Annotated in this window: 16 protein-coding genes; 10 read left to right on the plus strand and 6 right to left on the minus strand. The window is 36.5% G+C overall.

The window, feature by feature from the left end; translation table 11 throughout:
• The 6 genes from RQ907_RS03700 to RQ907_RS03725 all read right to left on the minus strand — a co-directional run.
• On the minus strand, positions 1-433 hold a 433-nt coding region (locus tag RQ907_RS03700; protein WP_311492050.1), incomplete at its 3' end, for an ATP-binding cassette domain-containing protein.
• Positions 426-1,256, minus strand: a complete 831-nt coding sequence (locus tag RQ907_RS03705; protein ID WP_311492051.1) for an ABC transporter ATP-binding protein — start codon at positions 1,254-1,256, stop codon at positions 426-428. The genes RQ907_RS03700 and RQ907_RS03705, both read right to left, overlap by 8 nt.
• Positions 1,253-2,791 (minus strand): ABC transporter substrate-binding protein, encoded by a 1,539-nt coding sequence (locus tag RQ907_RS03710; RefSeq protein ID WP_311492052.1) that lies wholly within the window; start codon positions 2,789-2,791, stop codon positions 1,253-1,255. The genes RQ907_RS03705 and RQ907_RS03710 overlap by 4 nt, the downstream gene beginning before the upstream one ends.
• 12 nt (positions 2,792-2,803) lie before the next feature.
• Positions 2,804-3,646: an ABC transporter permease gene (locus RQ907_RS03715; protein ID WP_311492053.1), complete on the minus strand. Its 843-nt coding sequence runs from the start codon at positions 3,644-3,646 to the stop codon at positions 2,804-2,806.
• Complete coding sequence (locus tag RQ907_RS03720; protein ID WP_311492054.1) at positions 3,643-4,569, minus strand: ABC transporter permease; 927 nt, start codon at positions 4,567-4,569, stop codon at positions 3,643-3,645. Before RQ907_RS03720 ends, RQ907_RS03715 begins: the two co-directional genes overlap by 4 nt.
• Positions 4,570-5,325 (minus strand): class I SAM-dependent methyltransferase, encoded by a 756-nt coding sequence (locus RQ907_RS03725; protein ID WP_311492055.1) that lies wholly within the window; start codon positions 5,323-5,325, stop codon positions 4,570-4,572.
• 333 nt (positions 5,326-5,658) lie between these two features.
• On the opposite strand from RQ907_RS03725, the gene RQ907_RS03730 reads away from it, so the two are divergent.
• The 10 genes from RQ907_RS03730 (at position 5,659) to RQ907_RS03775 (ending at position 16,119) form a co-directional block, all read left to right on the plus strand.
• The gene (locus tag RQ907_RS03730; RefSeq protein WP_311492056.1) at positions 5,659-5,865 is read left to right on the plus strand and encodes a hypothetical protein; all 207 of its coding nucleotides are present in this window, start codon (positions 5,659-5,661) and stop codon (positions 5,863-5,865) included.
• Positions 5,866-6,044: 179 nt separating this feature from the next.
• Complete coding sequence (gene pflB, locus RQ907_RS03735) at positions 6,045-8,300, plus strand: formate C-acetyltransferase (RefSeq protein WP_311492057.1); 2,256 nt, start codon at positions 6,045-6,047, stop codon at positions 8,298-8,300.
• Between the two features lie 14 nt (positions 8,301-8,314).
• Complete coding sequence (locus RQ907_RS03740; protein ID WP_311492058.1) at positions 8,315-8,653, plus strand: 4Fe-4S cluster-binding domain-containing protein; 339 nt, start codon at positions 8,315-8,317, stop codon at positions 8,651-8,653.
• Positions 8,602-9,030, plus strand: coding sequence for a hypothetical protein (locus tag RQ907_RS03745; protein WP_311492059.1), 429 nt, complete (start codon positions 8,602-8,604; stop codon positions 9,028-9,030). Before RQ907_RS03740 ends, RQ907_RS03745 begins: the two co-directional genes overlap by 52 nt.
• Positions 9,031-9,039: 9 nt before the next feature.
• The gene (locus tag RQ907_RS03750) at positions 9,040-9,720 is read left to right on the plus strand and encodes a Crp/Fnr family transcriptional regulator (protein WP_311492060.1); all 681 of its coding nucleotides are present in this window, start codon (positions 9,040-9,042) and stop codon (positions 9,718-9,720) included.
• Between the two features lie 170 nt (positions 9,721-9,890).
• Positions 9,891-11,156 (plus strand): hypothetical protein, encoded by a 1,266-nt coding sequence (locus RQ907_RS03755; protein WP_311492061.1) that lies wholly within the window; start codon positions 9,891-9,893, stop codon positions 11,154-11,156.
• 219 nt (positions 11,157-11,375) lie between these two features.
• Positions 11,376-13,205, plus strand: a complete 1,830-nt coding sequence (locus tag RQ907_RS03760) for a DUF262 domain-containing HNH endonuclease family protein (protein WP_311492062.1) — start codon at positions 11,376-11,378, stop codon at positions 13,203-13,205.
• A gap of 338 nt (positions 13,206-13,543) precedes the next feature.
• Positions 13,544-14,362 (plus strand): putative ABC transporter permease, encoded by an 819-nt coding sequence (locus RQ907_RS03765; protein WP_311492063.1) that lies wholly within the window; start codon positions 13,544-13,546, stop codon positions 14,360-14,362.
• A gap of 82 nt (positions 14,363-14,444) precedes the next feature.
• Positions 14,445-15,062: a methyltransferase domain-containing protein gene (locus tag RQ907_RS03770; RefSeq protein WP_311492064.1), complete on the plus strand. Its 618-nt coding sequence runs from the start codon at positions 14,445-14,447 to the stop codon at positions 15,060-15,062.
• Positions 15,063-15,111: 49 nt separating this feature from the next.
• The gene (locus tag RQ907_RS03775) at positions 15,112-16,119 is read left to right on the plus strand and encodes an alpha-glucosidase C-terminal domain-containing protein (protein WP_311492065.1); all 1,008 of its coding nucleotides are present in this window, start codon (positions 15,112-15,114) and stop codon (positions 16,117-16,119) included.
• Positions 16,120-16,204 lie beyond the last annotated feature (85 nt).

A 16,204-nucleotide genomic window follows, 5' to 3' on the forward strand; every position in this document is an offset into this window, starting at 1 on the left:
GGTCTGTTGGTTTTGACGCATAAGCCATTTTTGGGTCAAGACCAACTCTTTCTAACATTTTCATTGTATTTTCCTGGGCCTTTTTAAGGTCAAGACCTAGTAAGTTTTTTTGGGCCATGTCTATGGTTGCACCGATGGTTAATTTTGGGTCAAAGGAGTTGGTAGAATCTTGGTAAATCATTTGTATATCCTTGTAGAGTTTCTTTCTAGTTATGGTATTTTTTGGATAAAATGATTGGCCAAAAATATTAATATTTCCCTTATAAGGACTTTCTATCCCTGTTAGGACCTTGGCAATGGTAGATTTACCTGAGCCGGATTCGCCCAAAAGCCCTAGGATTTGCTTTTCTTCGATGGAAAAATTTATATCTTTTAAAACTTCTTTCTTACCATATTTCTGGTAAATATTTTCGAATTTAATTATTTCATTCATAGACAATCCTTAGGTGGGCAACATAGTGGTCTTTGGTCGGTTTTTGTAGGTAGGTTTCTACATCCTTGTAGTCAAAGTCCTTGTAAGATACCTTGGAAACCAGGTTTTTGCCAAGCCTTGGCACAGCCCTGATTAGGGATTTGGTAAAAGGATGGATAGGATTATTCATTATAGTATCCTTGTCGGCTGACTCTATTAGGTGGCCGTGGAAGAGAACCATAACCCTATCGGCAATCTTATCTATAACTGCCATATCGTGGGTAACCACAAGGGTGGATATGCCTTCGTTTTTTAGTTTGACCATTTCCTCGAGAACGTGTTTTTTTGAATGGGTATCAAGGGCAGATGTTGGTTCGTCTGCAATGATAAAACCAGGTTTTAGAAAGCAAGCAAGCCCTATGGAAATCCTCTGGAGCATACCACCACTCATTTGGTAGGGATAGGAATTTAGGACTTCGTCAACATCCTTGAAGGCAAGAGGGTCTAAAACTTCCTTGGCCCTCTTATAAATTTCTTCCCTTGTCATTGAAGTCTTGCTCTTGGCTTCAAAGTAGAAATGTTTTTTTATCTTGCTAGTTTGGTTGAAGGATGAGTAGGGATTTTGAAAAATAATCCCGTAGTCTTTTGAGTTTTTAATCTCACCCCTAATATTAAAGTCAGGCTCCCTATGCCCCCAAATGGCCTTTAGAAGGCTTGACTTACCTGAGCCTGATTCTCCAACCAGGCCCAGGATTTCGCCTTCTTTAAGGGAAAAGGAGAGGTCGTGGACAACTTCCTTGTCTCCGTAGGCTACACATAGGTTATTTACTTCGAGCAATTTCATTTTTCTATATCAGTATCTACGTTTATGATTCTGTATTCAAATGGGCTTACTTCAAAGTTTTTAACATAGGATTGGGCAGCTATATCTACCTTTACATTTCCTATAAAGTAGTGCATCCTGTCAGCTAGGGCTGTTTTTAGGATTTCTTTTGAAAGTTCATTTCTCTTATTTTCATCAAATTCGGTCTTCATTTGTTTTAGAAGCTCATCTACTTTTTCATTCTTGTAACCATTGTAGTTTGCAGGACCTTCGCTTCCAAATACAGAATTTAGGTATTCATATGGGTCACCAACTCTTAGGGTAACAACACCGTACATACCAAGATCATAGTCGCCACTGTTTACATATTTAGAGTTTTCATCTTGAACTGCGTTAATCTTCCAGCCAGCTTTAGTAAATTGTGATTGGAGTTGGGTAGCAATCTTTGGAATATTTAGTCTTTCGTAGAACTTCATTGTGTAAGATTTTTCTGAATCTGGTTTAGTTTTTCCTAACAATTCTTTAGATTTTTCTAAGTCGAAAGTATCTACATCTTCTTTTTGTAAAGCAAATGGAAGACTTGGAGCAAATGGGCTGTAAACAACGTCTATACCGTCTTTTAGGAGGTCTTTGGCGATTTCTTCCCTATCGATTGCCTTAAAGAGACCTTCCCTAACTTCTGGATTTGAAACTGCACTACCTTTTACATACATCATGTAAACCCTAGAGCTTGGTGTTCTAGATACTGTGTATTCTGGGTTATCTTGGAGCTTGTCAGCTGTTTCTGTATCTACTTGGGCAATGTCGATTTCCTTTGATTCTAGGGCAAGGCCAAGGGTTGTTGATTCGCTAACAAGTTTGTTTACAATTTTATCTAGTTTTGGAGTTCCATTCCAGTAATTTTCGTTTTTAACAAGGGTGATTTCGTTTTCTGGTTTAAATTCAGAAATTTGGTAAGGACCAGTACAAATTGGGCTGGCATCAAAGTCCTTTGTATCATCGACATCACAGATTATAAAGTGTGGGTCAACCAAGGAGTTTAGGGCCTTGCCATTTGCTTCCTTTGTCTTCATGGTAATCTTATTGCCATCAGCAGTAAATTCTGCATCCTTTAAGCTGGCAGCTTCAGGATTTTCTGCAATAGTTCTTTGTAGACTCTTAATTACAGCTTCACCTGTAACTTCCTTGCCGTTTGAGAATTTAAGACCATCTTTTAGGGTAAATTCCCAAGTGGTTGGGTCGACATTTTTGAAATCTTCTACGAGTTTACCCCTTAGGCTGTAATCATCTGCTAGATCAAAAAGTGTTTCACCAACTCCTAGTTTTACAAGTTCCCAACCGTTCCAATCCTTGTGAGGATCACAAGATGCGTAAACATATGAAGAACCGATTGTAAGGACTTTTTCTTCGCTAGAATTTTTCTTAGCTGTTTCTGTAACTTCTGTACTTTCCTTGGCATCCTTTTTGTCCTCTGCTGGCTTATTTGAAGAGCAAGCTGAGAGTAAAATTCCAAGAGCCAAGAGTGATGTTAGACCAAATTTTTTTAAAATTTTCATTTCTTCCTCCTATTATTTTGAAAATTCTTTTTTGTATTTATCGCCCAAAAAATTGAAAAATGCAGAACAGAAAACAAGAAACAAGCTTGGAAACAAAACTGTCCAAGGGGCGGTTTGGATGTATCTTACATTTTCTGAAATCATTGATCCCCATTCTGCTTGGGGAAGGGCAGAGCCCAGGCCTAAAAATGATAGGCCAGCAAGGGATACCATCATGGTCGCTATTTGTAGGGACATGGTTACGATCAAAACATCCATCATATTTGGCAAGATATGGAAAAATATGATTCTCAAATCAGATTCACCAGAAATTTTGGATGCAATAACGTAAAGTTTTTCCTTATTAACCATGACGAAAGACCTTACTATACGTGCGTAGTTGGTCCAACCCAGACAGAGGAGGGCCAAGGACGCATTTTTTATTCCACCTCCCATGGCGCCTGCTATGAAAATGGCAAGCAAGAGGGAGGGAAATGCCATAAAAATATCTGTAATTCTCATAAGAACTACGTCTAAAAAGCCACCATAGTAGCCGGCAAAAAGTCCCAGGCTAGTGCCTATCAGACTTGAAAGGGCAACTAGGATAATAGCTGGTAAAAGGCTTGTCTTAAAGCCAACGAGGACCCTAGATAAGACGCACCTGCCATAGGTATCTGTGCCAAAAGGATATTCTCTACTCGGTGGGCTAAGGGAAATTTTTGGCATAGTTTCGTTTGGCAAATTTGGCGCAAGCCTATCTGCAAACAAGGCAATTACTACTAATAATATTATCGAAAATCCCAAAACATAGAGGGTTTTAGATTTTTTTCTCACCTTGATGGTGGATTTTTTTACGACTAAATTTTCTAATTTCATCCTAAATCTACCCTCCTGTCTACAAGCTTATACAAGATATCTGCCAACATATTCAACAAAAAGTAGATAAAGGCACTCAAAAATACAAAGGCTTGGATGGTTGGGTAATCTCTAAAGAGGATAGAATCCATAATCAAAGAGCCTAGACCCGGCCAAACAAAGAGGTGTTCAACAATAGTGACCCCTCCACAAAGGTAGGCAAAGGACATGGCCATGAGATTTAAAACTAGTCCTGCACAATTTTTAAAAACGCTATTAAAAATAATAAATTTTTTCTTAAAGCCCCTAGCTTCGAAGGCTGTAACGTATTGGCTTTTGTATTCCTCAACCATGGCAGAACGGATTTGTCTAGTGTACTTACCAATCATCGGTAGAGCAAGGCAGAGGGCTGGCAAAATCCAACCATTATCGTGGCCTCTAGAAATAACAGGCAACCACTTAAGCTTAACTGCAAAAAGGATTAAAAGCACAACCCCATAGACAAAAGTAGGGATAGAAGCCAGGATGAAGCTAGCAAAATCTATGGCCTTATCTATGAATGAATCCTTAAAGTATATACAGATGAGCGCCGCCGTTATGGCAAAGATAAAGGTAAATAAAAAGGCTGGTACAGCAAGGTATAGACTTGCTGGCAAGGCGTTTTTAATCTTATCGAAAACTGGCCTGTCATCCATATAGGAAGTACCCATATCACCAGATATAAACTTGACTAACCAATTTTTGTATTGGACTATAACTGGCTTATTTAAGCCCTTTTCCTCCCTAGCCTTTGCCAAAACTTCCTCACTGGGAACTGGCTTGTGTCTAGCTATGTAATACATCTCAACCGGGTCGCCTTCTGCCAAAAAACTCGCCATAAAGGCAAGAAATGAAATCACAAAGAGGACAAAAACAGCCTGACTAATTTTTTTGATAAAATACAATCAATCAACTCCTTTCGTACACACAATTATGAAGGAAGGTGAAGACCTGTAGGCTATTTGAAAGGCCTCGTCATAGACAAGGGGGTCTATATTTTCCTTAATTTCAATCTTGGCAAAGCCTATCTTATCGAGAAGGGCTAGGTCAAAATCTGGCCTTTTTACATAGGTCATAGGCAAATCCTTGGCAAGACTTTCGCAAAGGTCAGCCTCATCAAAAGAAACCCTCATATCGTAACCTGCATCTATGCCCGCCAATAAATTTTTCTCAGCAAGTTTGGAATAATTTTCACACCAAACATAGGAATACCAAGCCGCATCAACAATTATTAGCTTGCCAGATTTTTTGAGGTAGGACTTCCAAAGCGTATAGGTTTTAGAAGGCAAGGACAACATCCATGTGAGGTTTCGAGACAAAATGTAATCGAAAGACTCTTTTTCAAAAAAATCCCCCTCACAATCGCCTTCCACAAAGTCAAGTTGACCTTGGAAAGCTTTTAAATTTTTCTTTGCCATCTCAAGCATTTTCGATGACTTATCAAAGGCTGTCACAAAAGCTTTCTTTTCTGCCATGATTAGGGAAAACAAACCGGGTCCACAACCTAAGTCCAAGACCTTTTTGTCAGTCAAATCCTCTGGCAGGTAGGAGCCTAAAAGCTTTGCCCAATCCTCTTTGTGGCCATGATCGATTTCCTCAAGCACGCCATCATCATAAGTTTTGGCCCTGTTTTGCCAATACTTATCCAAATCATTTTTCATAATTCCTCCATAAAAAAAGGAGTCTCATTTTCTCGTACGAAAACAAGACACCCTTCATGAATGTCGATAAATCAAAGATAAGTGGCTAGGTCTACCTTCTTGGTAAGTCCTTCATGGATTTAAACCCTAAGCCTTTTATCTATATAAATATTACTAAAAATAGGAAAAATGTCAAATGGTTTTCCAAGTGATAATATAGTGAAATTTTTTTTGTCAGGAAAAGCTATTTTAGTAGAGAAAACATCTTGTGATTTAATACTAGGCTGGTATTATTTTATTAGAATAAATCACACGACTTTGTCAAAGGAATCAGCAATTAGTAGGAGTTAGAAAATGAGCAGGATTATAAAGAGAGCTATTGGAATTAACATAGTGGTAATTTTTGTTACAGCTATAACTTTTTTTGAAGATTTACAAATGAATAGTCCCCACCAGAAAGAAGCCTTATTAATTATTTTCTTAGGAGAGCTTACTTATTGGCTAACTATTATAGTAGGATTGCATATTATTAAAAGGAAAAATAAAAATACTAGAACTTAGTGAATATGAGCCTTATATACTATAAGACTTATATTTATTTATTAAAGACAAGCGATTGGGCTTGTTTTTTTTATATCAAAGTGACCCAAATCACAGACAAGAAAGTTTTTTCACTATAAAATAGGGGCAGATAAGAAAAAAACTTCGGTTTTTTATAATATATATATTAGGAGGCAAAAATGGACGTAAAAGCATATGATGGATTTAAGGGCGAACTTTGGAAAGATGAAATCAATGTTCGTGACTTTATCCAAGAGAATTATACCCCATATGAAGGTGGAGATGATTTTTTAGCTGGTAAGAGCGAAAAGACTACAAAATTATTTGCTGTTGTAGAGGATTTGATTAATAAAGAAATCAGAGAATCTTACAGGAATGCAGATACAAGTAGATTTTCTTCTATAGATGGTTTTGATGCCGGCTATATTGACAAGGAAAACGAGGTCATAGTTGGTCTTCAAACTGATGAAGTTTTGAAAAGAATAGTTAACCCTTACGGTGGTTATAGGATGGTTGAGCAATCTCTTGAGGCTTATGGCCAAGAGATGGATCCTGTTCAAGCAAAATATTTCAAAGAATTTAGAAAGACTCATAACGAGGGTGTTTTTGATGCCTATACCAAGGATATGAGAACAGCCAGACACGTTGGTCTTTTAACAGGTTTACCAGATGCCTATGGCCGTGGTAGGATAATCGGCGATTATAGAAGAGTTGCCCTTTATGGTATCGACAGACTAGTTGAAGAAAAGAAAAAAGACCTAGATAAGATAGAAATTGACGAAAATAACCTAGAAGCAACTATCAGACTAAGGGAAGAAGTTAGCGAGCAAATCAGAGCTCTTGGCAAGATTAAAAATATGGCAGCTAAGTATGGTATAGATATTTCTAAACCTGCTACAAATGCGAGAGAAGCAGCCCAATTTTTATACCTTGGCTATCTTGCAGCTGTTAAGGAAAACAACGGTGCAGCCATGTCAATTGGTAGAAATGCAGGCTTCTTAGATATTTATATCAAGAGAGATATGGATAGGGGCATCCTTGATGAAGTTGGCGCTCAAGAAATAATTGACCAACTTGTTATCAAATTAAGACTTGTTCGCCACCTAAGAACTCCAGACTATGATGAAGTTTTCGGTGGAGATCCAACTTGGGTTACAGAATCAATCGGTGGTATGGGTCTAGATGGTAGGACTCTTGTAACAAAGACAGCCTTTAGATACCTAAATACCCTTATTAACCTAGGATCAGCTCCAGAACCAAACATGACAATCCTTTGGGCTGAAAAACTTCCTGAAGGTTGGAAGAAGTTCTGTTCTAAGGTTTCTATCATGACAGATTCTATCCAATACGAAAATGATGACCTAATGAGAAATATGTACGGCGATGACTATGCTATAGCTTGTTGTGTATCTGCTATGGAAGTTGGCAAGGAAATGCAATTCTTTGGTGCTCGTGCCAACCTTGCAAAATCACTCCTTTATGCAATAAATGGTGGAGTTGATGAAAAGAAGAAAAACAAGGATGGTAGCATAATTAGGTTATTTAATGATGTTGAGCCAATCACAACAGAATACCTTGACTATGACAAAGTTCTTGCAAATTATAAAAAAGTCTTATCTGAACTAGCAGGCCTATATGTGAAGACCCTCGATGTTATCCATTTCATGCACGATAAATATGCTTATGAAGCAGGTCAAATGGCCCTTCATGACACCTATGTAAAGAGAAATCTAGCAACAGGTGTGGCAGGTCTTTCAATCGCAGCTGACTCACTTTCTGCAATCAAATATGCAAAAGTAAAACCAGTTAGGGATGAAAATGGCATAGCAATCGACTTTGAAACAGAGGGTGACTTCCCTAAATATGGTAACGATGATGACAGGGTAGACCAAATCGCTGTTGACATCCTAACCTATTTCTCAAATGAACTTAAGAAACACGCTACCTATAAAAATGCAAAATTAACCCTATCTGCCCTTACAATTACATCAAATGTAATGTATGGTAAAAAGACAGGTACAACACCAGACGGCAGAAAGGCAGGCGAACCATTTGCTCCAGGTGCAAACCCAATGCACGGAAGGGACGAATCAGGTGCTCTTGCCAGCCTAAACTCTGTAGCTAAACTTCCTTATGAATGTGTATGCGAAGACGGTATTTCAAACACCTTCTCAATAGTACCTGACGCTTTAGGCAAAGAAGATGAAGTGAGAATAGATAACCTTGTAAACATCATGGACGGATATTTTGGCCAAGATGCCTTCCACCTAAATGTAAACGTCCTTCAAAGGGAAAAACTCCTAGATGCTTACCACAACCCAGACAAGTATCCAAACCTCACTATCAGAGTTTCTGGCTATGCTGTTCACTTCAACAGACTTACAGATGAACAAAAGAGAGAAGTTCTAGAAAGAACCTTCCACAACCACCAATAAGATAAGGAGGCCTTATGGCAAAATTACATTCAATTGAAACAATGGGCCTGGTAGACGGACCAGGGATAAGGACAGTGTTCTTCCTTTCTGGTTGCCCACTAAGATGTGTATTTTGCCACAATCCCGACACTCAATCCCTAGACTACGGTAGGGATGTGACGGTAGATGAGATTGTAAAAAGGGCCCTAAGAATGAAACCCTACTTCAAAAACGGAGGTGGAGTCACCCTTTCGGGTGGCGAGCCTCTGGCAAGTGGGGCTTTTGTGCTTGAAACTATAAGAGCCCTCCACAAGGAAGCCATGTGGCAGTGGATACTTCAGGTGTGGGTGATGAAAAATATTACGATGATATAGCCAGGGAAGCCGACCTAATCCTTCTTGATATCAAACATTATGATCCCTACTTCTTTTATGAAATAACAAAAAATTACCAAGACAAACTCATAAAATTTATGGAATCAATCAAAAAAACTGATACCAGGGTCTGGATTAGGCATGTAATGATGCCCTTTGTCACAGATACCAAGGAGGATATGGATGGGCTTGTTGACTTTATTAGGACAATAAAGGCAAATATTGACAAGATAGAAATCCTTCCCTACCTCAAGTTGGGAGTGTGCAAATATGCAGATTTGGGCAAGCCATATAGGATTGAAAACATGGAGGCCATGGATAAGGATAAGGCAAAAGACTTTGAAATTTATGCTAACAATATGTTAAAATCTTTGTAGGAGCAAATTATGAATGACTACAAAAAAGATGAAAAAAGTTTTTTGGCCTTTTTATCAGATCAAGAATTACAACGTTTTAAGTACAGACCCCAAGTTTTAGCCTACAGGAAGGGAGATATGATATTTTCCTTCAATGATTCGGCTGATTTTATGTATATAATCCTCGAGGGTTTTATAAAAATATCCACCTACCTTTCTGACGGCAGGGAGCAGATTATGTATATTTACAGCGAGGGAGACTTTGTTGGCGCCCACAACCTCCTTACTGAGGAAGAATATATCTATGAGGCGAGGGCCTTAACCAAGGCCAAACTCCTGATAATATCAAGGATTGACTTCAATAATATCCTCAAAAAAAATAACAAAGTTCTAATCAAAATCCTAGACCAATCCTTCAGGAGGATAAGGAGGAGCGAAGAGCTTATAGACAGGCTTTCGACCATAAACGCAGACATGAAAGTCGCCAAACTCCTCTTGGATTTGGCAGATGATGTTGGCATAGTCAAAAAAGACGGAGTCTTGATAACATCTCACCTAAGCCGTGAGGAACTGGGGTCTTATTCCGGTGTTGTGAGAGAAACCCTTTCGAGAAAGCTATCAAACTTTGAAAAGATGGGCTTAATTAAGATTTTAGGTAGGAATGAAATCCTAATAACCAATATAAGAGCCCTTGAAAAGATGACCTCATAAGCAACGACTGTTTAATTTGTCGAAAATGGGGGAATCCTTCAAGTATTAGACTTCCTGTTTGAATCAATAGGTTAAAAAAATTCTCAAATTAAAAGACTTCTTTGCGGAGTCTTTTTTTGTTTAATTTGATAAAAACTTCTCTTCCGGTATCATGGTGGGACGGAGGAAATATGAATAAACAAACATTTAAGATAATGCTCGCCTATGTTGGAGTCCTAACTGGAGCAGGACTTGCCTCAGGCCAAGAGCTTTTGCAATACTTTGTTTCGCTTGGCAAGGGCGGGATTGTGGGAATCAGTCTTGTTGGCATACTACATATGGTTATCGGAGGGATTTTACTAATCCTCGGTAGCCACTATCTTGCAACCGACCATTCAGACGTTTTTGACGAAATTACAAACAAATTTATTTCGAAATTTATGGACTTTTCACTGATATTTACCTGCTTTGTAGTAGGCTTTGTCATGCTTGCAGGGGCGGGATCTAACCTAAACCAGGCCTTTGGCGTAAATGTCAACGTCGGTAGGGTCTTATGTGCCCTTTTAATAATTGTCGTTGGCATGATGGATTTTAACAAGGTATCCAAGATAATAGGGTCATTTACACCCTTTATAGTGGGCTTTGTCCTAATCGGGTCTGTCTACACCCTACTTAAATTTAAGCCAGACTGGGAGAGCCTAAATGCCTTTGCCCTTAAACTTCCATCAAACTTTGATAATGTAGTCTTTTCCGTCCTAAATTATTTTGGAATGTGCCTAATGACCGCAGTTTCCATGGGCCTTGTCCTTGGTGGAGACGAATTAAGCACAGAAAATGCCGGCAAGGGTGGCCTAATGGGAGGCGCTATTGTTGGAATCTTGGGAGTCTTAATAACCTTGACCCTCTTAATAAGAGTCGAAGAAGTATATAATCTTGACATACCAATGCTTTATGTTATAGAAGACATCAGCCCAATTTTAGGCTTTATCATGGCTTTGGTAGTCTTTGGGATGATTTTTAACACAGGAATTTCCCTTTTTTATGCCCTAGCAAGGAGATTTTCAAATGGCGAAGAAAGACGTTTTAAAATTATGCTTGTGGCAATCACAGGCCTAGGCTTTATCCTATCCTTCCTAGGCTTTAAGAAATTAGTATCAATTTTTTACCCAATAATCGGCTATATTGGAATATTCATGATGGCCCTTTTAGTCTTCGCCTACTTCAAGGAAAGGTCAGCCATCAGACGAGAATCCATGAAAAGACTGGGCATCAGACACTACATGAGAAAAAAACTAGACGACGACCTAGACTTCACCAAAAAAGACCAAGAAAGACTAAACAAACTAATAGACCGCTCCCACATAGACAACGATCAAATTGAGGAAAAGACAGAAGAAACCGTCCAAGAAGCCATAGACAACAACGAAGAACCGATTACTGATCATGGGGAAGATTGAGAAAGTTATAAAAAGAATATTCCTACAGTCTAAGGATGACCGATGTTAAAGCGTCGGTCTTTTTTAATGCAATAAAACAAAAATATCTTATGCCTGAAAGAAATTTTTAAAAATGATATAATATAGATGAATAAAAAATAGATTTAGGATATTTTGACTATTCTAAAAAAGTTTTCAAGTTATATAAGTCTAGAAAATATTTATGAGAGGTGATTATATATGGCAAAAAAAATTGATCCAGAACTAAAAAAGATTGGTAATTATTTAGATTTAGAAGATTCAGCTATATTTTCTATCCCTGAATATCAAAGAGCTTATTCATGGGAGATTAAGCAATGTGATAAGTTATGGCAGGATATAGTAGATTTTATTGATAGTGATGGAAGTGATCCCTATTTTTTTGGCACCATTATAATAAATTGTCAAGACAATGATACAAAATTGAGTTTGATTGATGGGCAGCAAAGAACCACTACTTTTATCCTTCTATGCAAAGCTCTTTTACTGAGGATAATTAAGGCTATAGATGAAACTAAAAAGGATGAAGAATCAGAAGATTTAACCTACGGGCTTAAGAAAAAAAGAGATAGATTAATACAAATTCTTTTTAAAGTAAGCGATAGTCAGATTTTATCTGTTTTAAAAGATCTTGAAAGTGCTCCTGTTAGTCAAATTTTAGAGAACAATTCTATAAATGAATTGTATAAGACTGAGCTACAAACTATAATTAATAGTTCAGACTTTGAAAAAGCAGAAGAAAGAGTTGAAAAGATAAAATTTAAACAAAAGGATAATAAATACACTAACTTTTTTAGAAATTTTAAGTTTTTTTATACAAAGCTTGAAGGATTAACACCTTCTGAAGCTAATGTTTTTGCAGAATTTATTTTGGATAAATCAGAAATTATAGAAATACGAAGCTGGAATATCGAACAAGCTATAACTATGTTTAATTCTCTCAATTCAGATGGAATGCCACTTTTAGATTCAGATATTATTTCTGCAAAACTTTATTCTAACTCAGGAGAAGACCGAGAAGGATTTAACATAAAATGGTCTGAATTTAAAAAAATAATTTTAAATCTTGAAGAAGATAAGATTACTGATATTGACAATGTTTTAAAACAATATATGTATATAAATAGGTCACAGAGTAAAGAATATATTTCAGAAAAAGGTTCTATAAACGTGACAACACCTGGTGTAAGGAGATATTATACAGAAACTAATAGTGAGCTTCTTCAAAGCCCGCTAAAGCTTACAGCTCAATTGTTAAAAGTAGCAAAAATATGGTATCAAATCAAAGATTATTCTATTATGAAATTATGCTCGAAATTTAATGAGAACTTAAATCTATATCTCATATCCTATTTATTTAGGTATGAAGTAGATGAAATTACAGAAAATTTAGTAATAGAGTTTGTTGAAAGTCTGCTAAGTTTATTTGCGATTTTAGAATTGGTTGATACTGGATATTCAAGTTCTAAGTTTAAAACTTTTTTATTCGGTTTGAACATAAAACTTGTAGATAAAAATGTAAGCTTATCTGAAATTAAAGATATTATTAACACTCATATAAATAAAGAATGGAATAGGGAAGAAATTGAGATAGCAGCAAGAAATTATACAAAAAATCCATTAGTATTTTTAAATGAGTATATAGCTTGCAAGGATAATGGACAAAAATTTATTCTACCTGAAAAATATGAAATTGAGCACATTATGCCACGAAGTGGGAAAAATATTGATCAGATAAGAGAAGATGCTGGGATTTTTGACAAGGAAGAGTTTCTTGAAATTGTAAACAAACTTGGAAATAAAATTTTGCTTGAGGAAGATATAAATCGTTCAATTGGAAATGCTTGGTTTAGAAGTAAAATTCAAAATTCGGTTAAGGAAAGAAAGGGCTATAAGGATAGTATTTTTGCCCTAGCAAAACAAATTATTAAGGAGTTTGAAAATCAAGCAAATCCACTTTGGACTATTCAAGATATTGAAAAAAGGACTAACATTGAGGCTAAGAAAATTACTGACTTTATTTTTGAATGAGGCAGGGATTGCAAAACTAACAGTTATTTTGCAAATTATTTAGTAGAATTTTTTAAATGATACTGCAAATTTATATAATATAGGACTTAATTTAAGTAAGGAGAGTTTGTAAAATGTAAACAATTAGCCTTGCTTTATAATATTGCTTATATCTAATAAGGGTACTTGATGAAGGAGGATTTATTATTGATAACATACTTGCAGAAGAATTGGGATATGTCTTATATTTTTAAAAATAAAAATGGAACACGAGTGTGCCAAGCCCTGGGCACTTTTTTGTTAAATATTTCTTAATCTGGGTATAATAGTTAGAAGGAACTAAAGGAGGTGTTTTTATTATGTTTTATATAGGATATTTTTTTGTTTATGCCTTTATTGGTTGGATTATGGAGGTTTCTTACCAGGCTGTGAAGACTGGGCGTTTTATTAATAGGGGATTTTTGAATGGGCCTCTTTGTCCGATTTATGGTTTTGGAGCTTTGGGTGTGATTTATTTTTTGACTGATATAGCAAAGACCAATAAGTTATACTTATTTTTTGGATCTATTTTTATAGCCACAGCTCTTGAACTTGTTGGGGGCTTTCTTTTGGAGAAAATTTTCCACAAAAAATGGTGGGATTATTCTGACATGAGATTTAATCTGGGAGGCTATATTTGCCTTGAATTTTCAATCCTTTGGGGCCTTGCCTGCTTTGTTTTGTACGAGGCAGTACATCCTTTGATTGTAAATTTCTTTGCTTTTTTACATCCGAAGTTTATTTTTTATGGGAATATTATTTTACTTGCGATTTTTGCTGTAGATATGGCTCAGACCATTCTTACCTTGGTTGGCCTAAATAAGAAATTTAAGAAACTTCAAGCCGCAAGTGAGGATATTAGGGAGGTTTCAGACGATATTGGCAAGCGTGTCTATGATAGGACCATGGCTATAAAGGAAAAGAGAGAAGAAATAGCTGATAGGCCTAGGGTAAAGGAAATCGAAGCCAAACGTGCACAAATCCGATTTGACCTAATTAGTAAATTCGACAAGATGGGTGAAAGAAGACTTATCAAAGCCTTCCCTAATTTGATTGAAGATTTTGCTGACAAAGTCGATAAGGACCTGGATAAGATTGATAAAGATATAAAAGAAATAGGAAAAAATATTGAAAAATAGGGCTTAGGTCCTATTTTTTTATCACAAAAAGACCAAAGGAGTATAATTAAGTTATAAGAATTTGAAAATTTTTGGAGGATTTATGCTTGATAATAAGGGCTTTGATTTGTGGGCAGATGGTTATGATAAGACCGTTGGTCTTTCTGATGAGGAGAATACCTATCCATTTGCAGGTTATAAGGATATTTTAAATGCCATATATAGAGAAGTTTTGAAATCTCATGCTAATACAGTTTTGGATATTGGTTTTGGGACTGGTACTTTGACCTGTCGACTTTATGAAAAGGGGCTTCATATTTTTGGCCAGGATTTTTCAAGTGAAATGATAAAAATTGCCCAAGAAAAGATGCCGGAGGCAGAGCTTTATTCTGGGGATTTTACCAAGGGTCTTTGCATGAATTTGTTAGGGAAAAAATACGACGCAATTATTGCAACCTATTCCCTCCACCACCTGACAGATGAGGAGAAAATTCCCTTTATAAAATCTTTGCTTCCTTTATTAAATCCTGGTGGGAAAATATATATAGGGGATGTAGCCTTTGAAAATCGTGAAGATTTGGAGGATTGCAAGGAAAAATCTCTTGCTTATTGGGATAATGAAGAATATTACTTTGTCTACGATGAATTGAAAGCAAGTTTTTCTGGCCTATGCTTTGAAAAATACTCGTTTTGTGCAGGTCTTTTAACAATTAGGAAATAAATTTATTAGTATAAAAGTAAGTGGATTAGAAAATAGAAATGATCTAAAAATGAAGGATAAGATAATTTTAAAAACCGACCTTAGGGAGGTTAAAAAATTAAAAGTAAATATAAAATTTTACCAGGCCTTGGGCCTTGATTATCTCCTTGTTAGGCCCTTTGAAAGGCTTGATGAAAAAGAGCTTGAGGACCTTTTTTCCTTAAATCATTTCTACGAAAAAAACGGCCTTGGCTTGGTAATTTCTTTTCATATAGGTAAGGAAATGGGAAAACTTTTGGGCGAAGACCCAGCAAATATAGACTTTGCCGACCCTAAAATCAGGCAGGGCCTTTATCATTTTATTTCTTACTTAATTAAATACGGGATAAAAGGCTTTGATTTTTGCGACCTCGAAAGCCTTGCAAGTAGCGAAAAAGACCTTCTCCCAGCAATCAGAGAACTAAATAAAAATACCTTTTTTAATAGGGAAGTCTTGTCCATGGGGGAAATTGATGCGAGAAAAAATACCCAAATTGCCCTGGCAAATCCAAATTTTTCTGCCCTTTCTATGATAAGGCCTCTTGGTGAAGTCGGGGATTTATTCAAGTTTTCAAGGGACTTTGCAAAGGCAGGGGCAGGTCTCGCTTTATCTTTTTCAAATTTTCCCCAAAAGGGAATCAATTTTGAAAATTATCCTCAGGCTGCCAAGAGATTAATTTTGATGACCCTTTTCTTTTTGAAAGGGACTTTATTTATAGAAGAGAATCGGCTTGACTATAATGATATAGAATTTTTGCGAGCCTTATTTGCTCTTAAAGAAAAAATTCAAAATCTAGGAAAAATGACAAAAATTTTGCCAAAGGAAGCTGATGTTTTAGCCTTTATCAGGGAAGGTAAGGGGGAAAAGATTTTGTATTTGGCAAATCTTTCCGAAAAGGAGGTCCTCCTAGATTTGGCCTTTAAGGTGATGGATTACAAGGACTATCACTTTTTGGCAGGGTCTATTAGTCATCGCACCCTCTATAGGACTCTTGTCTTAAGACCCTATGAGGCGGTCGCTTTTATAAATTGTAAATAAGTTGAATAAATGTAAAATATAAGAAAGTTAAAAAAAAGGAGCAATGATGAAAATTATAGTAATGGGCATGGGCTATGTTGGCCTA

The sequence above is a fragment of the uncultured Anaerococcus sp. genome, from assembly GCF_963510575.1.
GTDB lineage: Bacteria > Bacillota > Clostridia > Tissierellales > Peptoniphilaceae > Anaerococcus.

Excerpts from the sequence above, each read along its gene's own strand:
- RQ907_RS03705 (WP_311492051.1), bottom strand. The coding sequence starts at position 1,256 with ATGAAATTGCTCGAAGTAAATAACCTATGTGTAGCCTACGGAGACAAG.
- RQ907_RS03710 (WP_311492052.1), bottom strand. The coding sequence starts at position 2,791 with ATGAAAATTTTAAAAAAATTTGGTCTAACATCACTCTTGGCTCTTGGA.
- RQ907_RS03715 (WP_311492053.1), bottom strand. The coding sequence starts at position 3,646 with ATGAAATTAGAAAATTTAGTCGTAAAAAAATCCACCATCAAGGTGAGA.
- RQ907_RS03725 (WP_311492055.1), bottom strand. The coding sequence starts at position 5,325 with ATGAAAAATGATTTGGATAAGTATTGGCAAAACAGGGCCAAAACTTAT.
- RQ907_RS03730 (WP_311492056.1), top strand. The coding sequence starts at position 5,659 with ATGAGCAGGATTATAAAGAGAGCTATTGGAATTAACATAGTGGTAATT.
- pflB (WP_311492057.1), top strand. The coding sequence starts at position 6,045 with ATGGACGTAAAAGCATATGATGGATTTAAGGGCGAACTTTGGAAAGAT.
- RQ907_RS03740 (WP_311492058.1), top strand. The coding sequence starts at position 8,315 with ATGGCAAAATTACATTCAATTGAAACAATGGGCCTGGTAGACGGACCA.
- RQ907_RS03750 (WP_311492060.1), top strand. The coding sequence starts at position 9,040 with ATGAATGACTACAAAAAAGATGAAAAAAGTTTTTTGGCCTTTTTATCA.
- RQ907_RS03755 (WP_311492061.1), top strand. The coding sequence starts at position 9,891 with ATGAATAAACAAACATTTAAGATAATGCTCGCCTATGTTGGAGTCCTA.
- RQ907_RS03760 (WP_311492062.1), top strand. The coding sequence starts at position 11,376 with ATGGCAAAAAAAATTGATCCAGAACTAAAAAAGATTGGTAATTATTTA.
- RQ907_RS03765 (WP_311492063.1), top strand. The coding sequence starts at position 13,544 with ATGTTTTATATAGGATATTTTTTTGTTTATGCCTTTATTGGTTGGATT.
- RQ907_RS03770 (WP_311492064.1), top strand. The coding sequence starts at position 14,445 with ATGCTTGATAATAAGGGCTTTGATTTGTGGGCAGATGGTTATGATAAG.
- RQ907_RS03775 (WP_311492065.1), top strand. The coding sequence starts at position 15,112 with ATGAAGGATAAGATAATTTTAAAAACCGACCTTAGGGAGGTTAAAAAA.